8 protein-coding genes are annotated in these 11,514 nt (G+C 71.1%); 5 read left to right on the top strand and 3 right to left on the bottom strand.

Annotated elements, in window-relative coordinates:
• Positions 1-11 precede the first annotated feature (11 nt).
• A complete protein-coding gene (locus ACFY3D_RS24330; RefSeq protein WP_389982903.1) occupies positions 12-1,472 on the top strand; it encodes a pyridoxal phosphate-dependent decarboxylase family protein in 1,461 nt (486 codons plus the stop codon).
• Between the two features lie 10 nt (positions 1,473-1,482).
• Here ACFY3D_RS24330 and folP read toward each other — a convergent pair whose 3' ends face one another.
• Positions 1,483-2,316, bottom strand: a complete 834-nt coding sequence (gene folP / locus ACFY3D_RS24325) for a dihydropteroate synthase (protein ID WP_350949203.1) — start codon at positions 2,314-2,316, stop codon at positions 1,483-1,485.
• A gap of 97 nt (positions 2,317-2,413) precedes the next feature.
• Positions 2,414-3,283 (bottom strand): LysR family transcriptional regulator, encoded by an 870-nt coding sequence (locus tag ACFY3D_RS24320; protein ID WP_362903048.1) that lies wholly within the window; start codon positions 3,281-3,283, stop codon positions 2,414-2,416.
• 735 nt (positions 3,284-4,018) lie between these two features.
• Between ACFY3D_RS24320 and ACFY3D_RS24315 the strand changes: the two genes are divergently transcribed.
• Together ACFY3D_RS24315 and ACFY3D_RS24310 are read left to right on the top strand one after the other, a co-directional pair.
• Positions 4,019-5,272: a neutral zinc metallopeptidase gene (locus tag ACFY3D_RS24315; RefSeq protein ID WP_389982900.1), complete on the top strand. Its 1,254-nt coding sequence runs from the start codon at positions 4,019-4,021 to the stop codon at positions 5,270-5,272.
• An 843-nt stretch (positions 5,273-6,115) separates the two neighbouring features.
• A complete protein-coding gene (locus ACFY3D_RS24310; protein WP_362903044.1) occupies positions 6,116-7,582 on the top strand; it encodes an LCP family protein in 1,467 nt (488 codons plus the stop codon).
• A 103-nt stretch (positions 7,583-7,685) separates the two neighbouring features.
• Here ACFY3D_RS24310 and ACFY3D_RS24305 read toward each other — a convergent pair whose 3' ends face one another.
• On the bottom strand, positions 7,686-9,749 hold the full coding sequence (locus tag ACFY3D_RS24305; protein ID WP_389982895.1) for a spermidine synthase: 2,064 nt from the start codon (positions 9,747-9,749) through the stop codon (positions 7,686-7,688).
• Between the two features lie 171 nt (positions 9,750-9,920).
• Between ACFY3D_RS24305 and ACFY3D_RS24300 the strand changes: the two genes are divergently transcribed.
• The gene (locus ACFY3D_RS24300) at positions 9,921-11,279 is read left to right on the top strand and encodes a S8 family serine peptidase (RefSeq protein ID WP_389983134.1); all 1,359 of its coding nucleotides are present in this window, start codon (positions 9,921-9,923) and stop codon (positions 11,277-11,279) included.
• Between the two features lie 4 nt (positions 11,280-11,283).
• The gene (locus ACFY3D_RS24295; protein ID WP_389982892.1) at positions 11,284-11,514 is read left to right on the top strand and encodes a hypothetical protein; all 231 of its coding nucleotides are present in this window, start codon (positions 11,284-11,286) and stop codon (positions 11,512-11,514) included.

The raw sequence follows: 11,514 nt of genomic DNA, 5'->3' as shown, positions 1-11,514 counted from the left end.
CGAGGAGAGCGATGAGCCTGCCTGACAAGGGCCGCAGCACCGAGGAACTGCTGGCCGAGATCACCCGCCTCAAGCGGGAGGACCTGCCGGTACGCGGAGGCAAGGTGACCGCGTACGTCTACGACACCGGGCGGCCAGAGGTGCACGAGGCCGCGGCCAGGGCCTACTTCGAGATGCTGGAGGTCAATACCCTCGACCCGACGGCCTTCCCCAGCGTGGTGGAGATGGAGAAACAGGTCGTCGGCGCGGTCGCCGAGCTGCTCGGCGGCGGGTCGGGCATCTTCACCAGCGGCGGCACCGAGTCGATCATGCTGGCGGTGAAGGCGGCACGGGACGCGCGGGAGACCGCGGGACGCCCCCGGATGGCGGTCCCGGTGACCGCGCACCCGGCCTTCCACAAGGCCGCGCACTACCTGGGGCTCGTGGTGGACGCCGTGCCGGTGGACCCGGTGACCTTCCGCGCCTCCCCGGCGGACGTCGAGGCCGCGATCACCGAGGACACCGTCCTGGTGGTCGCCTCGGCTCCGTCCTACCCGCAGGGCGTGATCGACCCGGTCGCCGGGATCGCCGCAATCGCCGCCGCGCGTGGCGTGCCGTGCCACGTGGACGCCTGCGTGGGCGGGTGGCTGCTGCCGTGGCTGCGCGAGGCCGGGGCGGACATCCCGCCCTTCGACCTGTCGGTGCCCGGGGTCACGTCGCTCTCGTGCGACCTGCACAAGTTCGGCTACGCCCCGAAGGGCGCCTCGGTCGTGCTGTTCGCCGATCCGGCGATGAGGCGGCGGGCGTACTTCGCCTCGGCGTCGTGGCCCGGCTACACGGTGATCAACGCCACCGTGCAGAGTTCGAAGTCCGCGGGCCCGCTGGGCGGCGCGTGGGCCACCCTCCAAGCCCTGGGCCGGGAGGGCTATCTGGAGCTCGGGCGCACCACCCTGGCGGCGGCCCGCGAGCTCCGCGCGGGCATCGCGAAGATCCCGGGGCTACGGGTACTCGGTGACCCGGAGTCGGCGCTCGTCGCCTTCGGCTCCGCCGGAGGCTCCGGCAGTGGCTCCCACGGTGACTCCGTCGGTGAAGGGGTGGACGTGTTCGTGCTGTCGGACGAGGCGAGGAGACGCGGCTGGTTCCTGCAGCCGCAGCTGTCCTACGCGGGCATCCCGGCCAACATCCACATCACGGTGACCGGGGTGACGCTGCGGGGCGTCGAGGCGATGCTGGAAGTGATCGCGGAAGCCGTGGAGGCCGCGCGAGAGCGGGGTCCCGCCAAGCTGCCGGAAGGGCTGGTGGAGCTGGTGGCGGGCCTGGACCTGGACGCGCTCGACGACGCCGCCTTCGGTGAGCTGGCGTCCGCGGTCGGGGTGGACCTGGGCGGTTCGGGGCAGCCGGAGATGGCCGTGGTCAACGCGGTTCTCGACGCCCTTCCCGCCGATCGGCGAGAGGCGATCCTGATCCGCTTCCTCTCCGTCATCTATTCCTGATCCACCGGCGTCACCGGCGCAGTCTTTCCACGGTGGCCAGGGCGGCGCGGGCGGAGGCGGCGTCGTGGACGCGGAAGACCCGGGCGCCCTGCCAGGCGGAGACCGCCAGCGTGGCCATGGTCCCGGCGTGGCGTTCGTCCACCGGCAGGCCGCCGAGGGTCTCTCCGACGAAGTCCTTGTTGGAGACCGCGACGAGCACCGGCCAGCCGGTGGCGACCATCTCGTCCAGGCGGCGGCTGACCTCCAGGGAGTGCCAGGTGTTCTTGCCGAAGTCGTGCGCCGGGTCGATGAGGACCGACTCCCTGGGCACCCCCGCGGCGACGGCGCGCTCGGCGAGGTCGACGGTGTAGCCGATGACGTCGGCGACCACGTCGGCGTAGGCGATGCGGTGCGGGCGGGTGCGCGGGGTCACGCGCCCGGCGTGCGCACAGACCAGGCCGATGCCGTGCCTGGCGGCGACTCCTGCCAGCTCGGGGTCCACCCCGCCCCAGGTGTCGTTGAGAAGGTCCGCGCCCGCCTCGGCGACGACCTCGGCGACCTCGGCGCGCCAGGTGTCGACACTGACGATGAGCCGGGGATGGCGGCGCCTGACCTCGGCGACCAGGTCGGCCACCCGGCGGATCTCCTCGGCGGGATCGACCTCGTCGCCGGGACCCGCCTTCACGCCGCCGATGTCGACGATGTCCGCGCCTCCCGCGACGGCACCGTCCACCGCCTCCAGGGCCGCCGCGAAGCCGTACGTCCTTCCCCTGTCGAAGAAGGAGTCGGGGGTGCGGTTGACCACCGCCATGATCGCGAACTCGCCGGGCCGGAACTCACGGCCACGCAGGCGCAGGATAGTCATCGAGACCGAGCCTATAGCCCCGGTGTCGGAGAGGACGGCGCTCCCACCTGCGCCGCCTCTGGGGGAAATCTGGGAAAACCAGCGAACCACAGGGTCCTTACGCGGCCGACCCACTTTCGGCCACGGACAGGAACTCCTGGGCGATGGCGGGCAGCCGCCGCCGCGCGTGAACGATGGCGATCACCCGGCGGACCGAGGGATCGAGGGTGCGGACCACGAGCCCGGCGCGGGATGCCTGCTCGGCCATCCCCCGGTACCAGAGCATCGAGGCCGTACCCGAACGGACGGTGCTCAGCCAGTTGCCGCGCTCGTCGAGCTGCGTCGCCACCACGGGGGCCACACCGTGCTTGGCGAAGAGCGCGTCGAACTCCCTGCGCCGGGAACTGCCGGGAACCGGCAGCACCAGCCGCATGCCGTTGAGTCTCCTCATCGGCACCGGGTCGGGCAGGTCCACGCCGGGCGGGGAGATCAGCACGATCTCCTGGCGCTCCAGCGGGTGGCTGACCAGATCGGTGGGGACGGGCAGGTCCGTCAGGCCGAGATCGGCCCGTTGGTCCCTGATGGCGCTCACCACGCCGTCCCGCCCGTCACAGCGGACGATGTGAATGCGTACCCCGGGATGTTCCGCGGTGTACGCGGGGAGGAGGCGTCCTGCCAGCCCCGGTTCGAGGCTGGGTATCGAGGCGATGCGAAGCTCCGCCTCGGACGCGTGGCCGTGCGTGGACAGTGACTCGATCTCGCGGACGGCGTCGAGCGCCTCCCGGGCCAGCTTGACCACCCGGCGTCCCTGTGCCGTGACGACCACGCCACGTCCGGAACGTGCGAACAACGTCATCCCGAGCTCTCGTTCCAAGTCCCTGATCGCACGGGAAAGGGCAGGTTGTGCGATGTACAGCGACCTGGCCGCGTCGGTCATGGTGCGATGCTCCGCCGTCGCGACCACATAGCGGAGCTGCTGCAGATTCATGGTTTGAAGCTAGGTCACGGGCCCTGGATCGGTCCGGTACATAGCGGAGATCACCTCGGATGATTTCGGAATGTAATCGAATGCAGCGACATCCGTGACGGATGATAAATCAGTATGCTTACGCCCCAAATTCGGCAAAAGTCCGGACCTGTAGCTCATATCAGACGCTCGGGGTAACGGGGAGACGGCGTGACAGGCAACGGACAACATCCTCCACCACCCCCTCCACCAGGGGGGCGACCACCTCAGGAGCCGCCCGGGTGGGCGGCTCACGGCCACCCCCAGCCGCCACCGGGGTATCCACCGCCGGGGCAGGGAGACCGTCCGGCGTCGCCGTGGCAGGGACACCCGTCGCCGCCGGGGCAGGGCTATCCGCACACGCTCATCCTGCCCACGTACCCGGAGCAGGGGCACCCCTCGCCGGGACAGGGAAACCCTCCGGCGCCGCCTCCGGGACAGGCCGGATATCCGCCGGCGCCGCCGTCAGGACAAGCCGGATACGCACCGGCACCGCCGAGGCAGGGAAACCATCCAGCGTCGCCGCCGGGGCACGGGAGCCACCCGGCGTCGCCGCCAGGACAGGGATTCCCTCCCGGCTACGGGTATCCCCCCGCCTCCCGGCAGCCGAGCCCGCCCCAGAGCCACCCCCAGCCACCGCCCTCCGGATATCCGCCCCGGTTTCCGCCTTCGCCGGCGCGCCCGCAGCAGCCGCCGCCGGAACAGGGATACCGGCATATGCCCACACTGCCCGGCGGTCAGGCGCCGTACGGCCATCCGGCCCCACCGCCGCCGTACGGTCATCCGGCCCCACCACCGTCGCCATACGGCGATCCGGCCCCGCCGGCGCCGCCGTACGGTCATCCATCCCAGCCACCATCGCCGTACGGTCGTCCGACCCCGCCGCCGTACAGCCACCCGGCCCCGCCACCACCGGACCTGCGGCAGCGGCACGCCCACCCGCCACCGCAGTGGCAGCCGCAGCGCTCTCGTTCCAGCGGCGCCGGGGCGATCGCCGGCGGGTTCCTCGGCGTGTTCGCGCTGGTCTTCCTCGGGCTCGTGGTGATGGGCGCGGTGGCCAAGAACAGCCGCCGCTCGGTTTCGGTCTCGCCGGTCGCGATCTCGCCGCCGCCCACCTCCCCGGACGGCAGGCCCACCGCGAAGCCCGCGCGGACCGCGTCCAGCGAACCGAGGCGGACGACGACCTCCTCCGACGCCTCGAAGGACACGGTCACGCCCCCGACCAGGGCGCGGGCGCTCAACACCAGCCTGGAGAAGAACACGCTCTACCGGGCCGGCGGGCTTCCCAGGGTCAACTGCCCGGCGGGATCGGCCAGCATCTACAGCCACAGTCAGCTCAAGGCACTGATCCTCAAGACCTCCAGATGCATGGACAAGGGCTGGTCCCGGATCATGCGCGAGCAGGGCATGGACTGGCGTCCGCCCGGCTACGCCCTCACCGCGACGAAGGGCCGCGGCGCCTGTGGCGACTTTCCCTCGCCGGGCAGCATGGTGCCCTACTACTGCCCGCGCAACACCACCATCTACGCCTCGACCAGGGCGATGGTGCGAGGGGTGGGCGACTCCGGCGGGTACGGCTCCATCACCGACTGGCACGGCGGGGTCGTCAGCATGATGGCGCACGAGTACGGACACCACGTGCAACATCTGTCGGGGTTGTCCGACACCTGGTGGCAGAAGTCGCTCCGCTCCGGCAGTCAGAGCGGAAGGCTCGCGCTCAGCCGCCGGTTCGAGCTCCAGGCGACCTGCTTCGGCGCGATGTTCATGCGCTCGGTCTCGGCCAGCTATCCGGTGACCCCCGCCCGGCGCAACACCCTCTACTACTTCTACTCCCGCGTGGGCGACTGGCCCGGCTACCCCCGTGACCACGGTTCCCCGGCGAACAACCATCGGTGGTTCCGGCAGGGCTACGAGAAGAACAAGACGTTCCAGTGCAACACCTGGTTGGCGCCGTCTTCGGCGACATCTTAGATAACATCACGACTTAAACGATCATTCACCACAGATTAGCTATCTGTCTGTCATGTCCAGGTATGGGGACTAGAATCCTGGCAAATTCCGTTCAATCGGGGAACCTTGGCTGTTTTGCCAGGTAGACCGGGGCAAGACGTAGTAGGAAGCGGTGTGACGATGCGCCTTGGGCAAGACTCGGGGGATCTCGCCGGCGACAGTGGGAACGGGAAACGGCGCCCCCGGCGCCGCAGCGGTGGCCAGGGCGCGGGCCGCGGCGGCGGCCAAGGTGCAGGTCGTGGCGTCGCGCAGGGGCCGGCCGAGACACAGTCCCCCGCCGCTCCACCCGGCACGCCACAGGCGCAGGGCTCTCCCTCCGGGCAGAACGCGTCTCCCTCCAGGGACGCGGCGAGCGGACTCCGGGCGGCTCCCGGCCAGGCCCAGAGCGTGCCGGACGGGCGGGGCACACCCCCGCAGACCCGGCCCGGCGTACGGGGCGCCACCGACGGGCAGGAGGCGCGCTCCCCTCTGGGCGCGCACAACGGGCCGGGGACACCCTCCCCCCACGACGTACGCGGCGGACAGGGGACGCCTCCCCCGAACGGCGTACGCGACGGGCAGGCCACGCACGACGCACAGGAGCCCGTTCCTTCCCGAGGGGCGCCCGAGACCGAGGCGGCCTCTCCCTCGCAGACCGGAGCGGGACCGCGGCCCGACCAGCCCGCGGGACCGGCTCAGCCTCAGGGAGCGGCCCCGCCCGGAGGGCCCAGCAGTCCCGGAGGACCGGGCCAGAGCGGAGGGTCGCCTCCCGGCCCCCCTGCCCCTCCCGGGCCGCCCGGGAAGCGGCCGCGGTTCGCCAAGCCGATGACGGTCGGCGCGCTCATCGGCTGGACCGCGTTGTCGGCGCTCCTGCCCGGCGCGGCGCACCTGCGGGCGGGACACCGCCGTACCGGATACATCCTCCTCACGATCTTCGGCGCGCTGTTGCTCGCCGCCCTGGTCGGCGCGCTCGTCCTCAGCGGTGACGGAAACGCGGGCTTCGTCGCCCGCGACAGCACGCTGATGACCGGGGCGGTCCTCGCCATCGTCGGCGCGATCGCCTGGTTCCTGCTGGTGCTCTTCTCCTACGTCTCCCTCGGGCCCGACCGGCTCAGTGGCAGGGGACAGATCGTGTCGGGAATCGCGGTCGGCGTGCTGTGCGTGTCGGTGATGGCGCCGTTCGCGCTGACCGCGAGCACCGTGCTGACCGTCAAGGACGCGGCCAATAGCATCTTCGAGAGCGCCTCGGCCAACCCCACGGCGGCCCCCGTCAAGCACGAGGACCCGTGGGGCGGGCGCAAGCGGGTGAACTTCCTGCTCGTCGGCGGCGACGGCGCCGGAAACCGGGAGGGCGTGCGGACCGACAGCATGACCATGGCCAGCGTGCACGTCGCGACCGGCAACACCGCCATGTTCAGCCTCCCCCGCAACCTCCAGCACGTCCGCTTCCCGCCGAACACCCCGCTCGGCAAGCGGTTCCCCGACGGGTTCATGCGCGAGCTGCCCAACGGGGGCCTGCTCAACGAGGTCTGGCAGTACGCCGAGGACCACCCCGAGCTCATGCCCGACGTCAAGGACGGCCATCGAGGCCCTCGGGCCCTCATGGACGCGATCGGCTACACGCTCAACCTGAAGATCGACTACTACGCCCTGGTCAACATGTTCGGTTTCGCCCACCTGGTGGACGCCATCGGCGGCCTGAGGATCAGGGTGGAGAGCGACGTGCCCTGGGGCGGCCTCTACGGCACCGCGGGGACCATCAAGGCCGGATACCGGAAGCTCACCGGCGAGGAGGCCCTCTGGTACGGTCGCTCCCGCGTCGGCAGCGACGACTTCTCCCGGATGGCCCGCCAGCGCTGCGTCATCGGCGCCTTCACCCAGCAGGCCACCCCGTCGGTCGTGCTCACCAACTTCGTCAAGATCGCGAACGTGGCCAAGAAGATGGCCAAGACCGACATCCCTCGCGAGTTGCTCGAGCACATCACCGAGCTGGGGCTGAAGGTCAAGGACGCGAGGATCGTGAGCCTCCAGTTCGTGCCGCCGGAGTTCTACACCGGCTCGCCCGACTGGCAGAAGATCCGTGCCGCGACCGCCAGGACGCTGCGCCAGTCACTGCAGCCGGCCCGTCGGCCCCTCGCCGCGACGGCCTCCCCCGGGACGAGCGGCGCGAGCGGATCGACGCCCACCGCCACACCCAAGCCCTCCAGGACGGCGGTGGCCAAGCCGAGCCAGACGCCCACCCCGAACGGCAAGGGCGAGGCCGCGTCCCTGGACGAGCTCTGCGGGTTCTGACCGCCCCGCGCGACCGGCTCCGCCGCCGACCATCCCGCACGCATGTGGCCCGCCCTCCGCGAAGGAGGACGGGCCACCGGCGCTTTTCCCGGAGCCCCCGGGCTCAGCCGGCCTTGGCCGCTCCGACGCCCCTCGCGGTCCTGGGCAGCAGGACGAAGGCCCCCAGATAGATCAGGCCCGCGACGATCAGCAGTGCCTGGTAGCCGATGACCAGCGCCAGATACTCCAGGCAGCCTCCGACCATCGCGCCCAGCAGGTTCGCCCCGAAGGACACGGTGGCGTCCGCGGAGTCGGCGAAGCGCTTGGCGAACACCACGTTGGCCGCGAAGATCGGCAGGAACGCCACGACCACGGCCGCCACGGCGCGCACCGGCAGCGGCAGGCTCAGCAGCCACGAGTTGGGCACCAGCCAGGCGAGGACCAGCCCCGCGAGCAGCACCCCGTACATCACCGGCAGCGACGGCACCCTGAAGCGGCGGGTCACCTCCACCGCGGCGAGCACGGCGACCAGCACCCCGCCGAACACGATCGCGTTCACCACCCAGGTGGTGCCGAACAGCAGCGCGAACCCGGTCACGCTCTTCGTCTCCAGCAGCAGGAACGCCACCCCGAGCAGGAAGAGGTCGGCGTACGGGCGCATCCGCCGGTAGGGACCGGCGACGGCGCGGACGGCGAGCAGGCTGACGACGAGGATCAGGCCGAGGGTGATGACGTAGATCTGCGGGATCGTCCGGTCCTTCAGGTAGAGGAAGGGCCGGTCGTCACCGCTCGGCGGCGGGGTGTCGGCGGTCGCCCCCGCCCATTCGGAGTCGCAGCGCTGCGCCTCGGCGGTGAGACCCGCGGTGATCACCGCCTGCTGCCCGGTCTCGCTGACGATGTCGACGCAGGGCTTGTGGCCGAAGGCGGCCTGCATGGTGGAGCCGAGACGGTCCACCAGCCAGGTCTCGCGGTAGTAGTTGTACATCGAGAAGGTGCCGCCCGGCTTGAGGTGGTCCCTCGCCGCCTCCATCGCCTGCTGGGTGAACAGGTAGCTCTCCAGCCGCAGCGAGCTCGCCCCGGACACCAGGGTGAGCGAGTCGGGCAACGCGAAGAGGATGAGGTCGTACTTGTCGGAGGTCCGTTCCAGGAAGGCTCGGCCGTCGGTGACGTGGGCGGTGACGCGGGGGTCGCTGTACGGACTGTCGGGGTGGTAGGAGCGGCCGAGTTCGAGCAGTTTGGGGTCGATCTCCACGGCGTCCACACGCTTGGCGCCCTTCGACAGCGCGATCGACACGTCGGTCCCGCTGCCCGCGCCCACGATCAGCACGTCGTCCAGCTTGCCCGAGGTCGCGCGCTCGTACGGCAGGGCGTACTGGCGTTCCCACTCCAGGCGGCTTTTGGCCGGGCTGGCCTGCTGGTGCGGGATGCCGTTGACCTTGATGTCCATCAGCGGCACGTCGTTCCAGTAGCCGCGCACGTAGGTCACCTTGTAGTAGGGCGACCACAGCGCCCCGGCCGTCAGCGACTCCGTCGCGAGGACCCCGACGACGATGAGGGAGGGCACGAGCAGCGCCGCGCGGGCCCAGACCTTGCGGGGCCAGAGCAGCACCGCGTAGGCGACCGCGGCGATCACCCCCCACACCACTGGGGGCGCGCTGAGGAACGACAGCGCGGTGAACAGCGCGATGCCGCCGAGGCTGCCGATCAGGTCGTAGCGGTAGGCCTCCAGCCGTTCCAGCTCGGGGAAGCACCGCCCGACCAGCTCGGCCGGGCCCATCAGCACGATCGCCGCCGCGGCGAAGATGACCGGCAGGATCAGCCAGGCGGGCGGCCCGCTCTCGCTCAGGCTCGTCCAGTACAGGACCCCCTCGGTCTGGCGGTCCACGGTGACCGGGAAGAGCCACACGACCAGCACCAGGACGGCGAGCACGATCGGCGAGTAGTACGGCTGCCGGGTGGTGCGTCCCACCCGGAGGAAGCCGAGCCCGATACCGAGAAACGACCCCAACAGGACGAAGTTGGTGAAGTAACTCAGATGAACGATGTTCGATCCGGTCCATCGGATCAGGGCCAGCTCCAGGAAGAGCATGAACCCACTGGCGACAATCAGTCTGGGCCGTGTGCTCAGCCAGTGGGTGTGCCGGACATCTGGGGTGGGGGGTGGAGTCGTCTCCGCCTCTGCGGTCATGCCGCCCAACGCTAGTCACCGGCACCCGCGCAGGGAAGGAAATCCATCCCTGTCGTTTGTGTGGGTTACATGCCATGAGGCCAGATAGAGGGTGGTTTCAACGGCTGGACGCGATCGAGGCGGATGCAGGAACGTGGTGGAGCCCGATCCTCTCAAGCCCCGGTGGTGCACATGCGGGTCCTGCTCCAGCTCCGTCCATCCCCCGACGTCGTCGCGGCCGTGGCCGACCCCTCGGTGAGCACGGCGGCGGCCGACGTCGCCGACGCGTTGCCCGGCGTCGTCGTGGACCCCTCCTTCACCCCTGTCGTCGCTCCCCGCCCGGTCCCCCTCACCGGGGGCGATCCCCTCTCGCTCAACCAGCCGCTCACGTTCTCCTTCGCCGACGACGAGGCCTCCGTCCTGGTCCGCGGGGAGATCTCCGACGACGAGATCTCCACCCGGGTCACCCTGCTGCCCTCGCTGCGTCCCGACGTGGTGGGGGTCTTCGCCGACCCGATGATCCAGCGGAGCCTCACCTGCGGCGGAACGCCACCGGTGGGCGACTGGCGCGACGTGGAGCGGCTGCTCCACGTCTCCGAGCTGGCGCGCGAGGGCCTCGACGGCTCTGGCGTCGCGCTCGCGGTGCTCGACAGCGGCATCAACGCCGCGCACGTGGCCCGGCAGTTCGACCGCGGCGTGGCCCTCGACGCCCAGCGCAGCTGGAAGCCGTCGGGGGTGCGGGGCGAGGCGGGCGAGTTCCCCGTCGACCACGGCACGATGTGCGCCTTCGACGCGCTCATCGCCGCCCCGAGGGCGTCGCTGATCGACGTGCCCGTGCTGCTCTCCCGGCGTCCGGGCGGCTCGGCGCTGGACGGCCTGCTGTCGGACGCGGTCGCCGCCTTCGCCCACCTGCGCACCGTCCTCGAAGACCAGCCCGCGGCCTCACGCTCCCTCGTCGTCACCAACAGCTGGGGCTCCTTCTCCCCCAGCTGGGACTTCCCCGCGGGCCATCCCGGCAACTACTCCGACAACCCGGCCCACCCGTTCAACCTGATCGTCTCCAGTTTGGAGCAGGCGGGCGCCGACGTGCTGTTCGCCGCGGGAAACTGCGGGCGCGACTGCCCCGACGGCCGGTGCGCGTACGCCAACCGGCCGATCACGGGCGCGAACTCCCACCCGCGCGTCCTGTCGGTCGGCGGGGTCGACATCCGTGGCGAGCGGGTCGGCTACTCCTCGCAGGGGCCCGGCCGCCTCACCGTGAGAAAGCCCGATCTCTGCGCCTTCACCCACTTCTCCGGCTCGCGGGCCTTCGGCGACGACGAGGCCGACTCGGGCACCTCGGCCGCGTGCCCCGTCGTCGCCGGGGTCGTCGCGGCCATCCGCACCCTGTGGCCCTCCTCCCGGCTGTCACCCTCCCAGCTGCGCACCCTGCTCCGGCGCACCGCCGACGACCGCGGCGACATCGGGTTCGACCACGACTACGGCTACGGAGTCGTCGACACCCCCGGGATGCTCGCCTCGTTGCGACGCCGCGCCAGGCGCGTAGCGTGAGTGCATGCTCCTGATCACCGTACGGCTCCCGCCCGACGCCACGCTCGCGCAGGCCATGCGGCGCCTGGAGCTGCCCGAGGAGGACGTCGACACCGACTACGGCCTGGTGCTCATCGACCCCGACCAGGGCCTGTACGGCCTGCGGGTGAGCGAGGTCGCCGCCCGCCGGGTCGCCCCGAAGGAGGGCGGCCCCTACTCCGACCCGAAGATCGAGCCGTACGGCCCCCCTGACTGA

The sequence above is a fragment of the Streptosporangium sp. NPDC000509 genome (assembly GCF_042898365.1).
In the GTDB taxonomy this organism is placed as follows: domain Bacteria; phylum Actinomycetota; class Actinomycetes; order Streptosporangiales; family Streptosporangiaceae; genus Streptosporangium.
The sequence above is the reverse complement of the archived record's forward strand: the minus strand, read 5'-3'. Positions and strand labels throughout refer to the sequence as shown.

Coding starts and splice junctions, on each gene's coding strand:
- folP (WP_350949203.1), bottom strand. CDS start 2,316: ATGACTATCCTGCGCCTGCGTGGCCGTGAGTTCCGGCCCGGCGAGTTC.
- ACFY3D_RS24300 (WP_389983134.1), top strand. CDS start 9,921: ATGCGGGTCCTGCTCCAGCTCCGTCCATCCCCCGACGTCGTCGCGGCC.
- ACFY3D_RS24310 (WP_362903044.1), top strand. CDS start 6,116: ATGACGGTCGGCGCGCTCATCGGCTGGACCGCGTTGTCGGCGCTCCTG.
- ACFY3D_RS24295 (WP_389982892.1), top strand. CDS start 11,284: ATGCTCCTGATCACCGTACGGCTCCCGCCCGACGCCACGCTCGCGCAG.
- ACFY3D_RS24315 (WP_389982900.1), top strand. CDS start 4,019: ATGCCCACACTGCCCGGCGGTCAGGCGCCGTACGGCCATCCGGCCCCA.
- ACFY3D_RS24320 (WP_362903048.1), bottom strand. CDS start 3,283: ATGAATCTGCAGCAGCTCCGCTATGTGGTCGCGACGGCGGAGCATCGC.
- ACFY3D_RS24330 (WP_389982903.1), top strand. CDS start 12: ATGAGCCTGCCTGACAAGGGCCGCAGCACCGAGGAACTGCTGGCCGAG.
- ACFY3D_RS24305 (WP_389982895.1), bottom strand. CDS start 9,749: ATGACCGCAGAGGCGGAGACGACTCCACCCCCCACCCCAGATGTCCGG.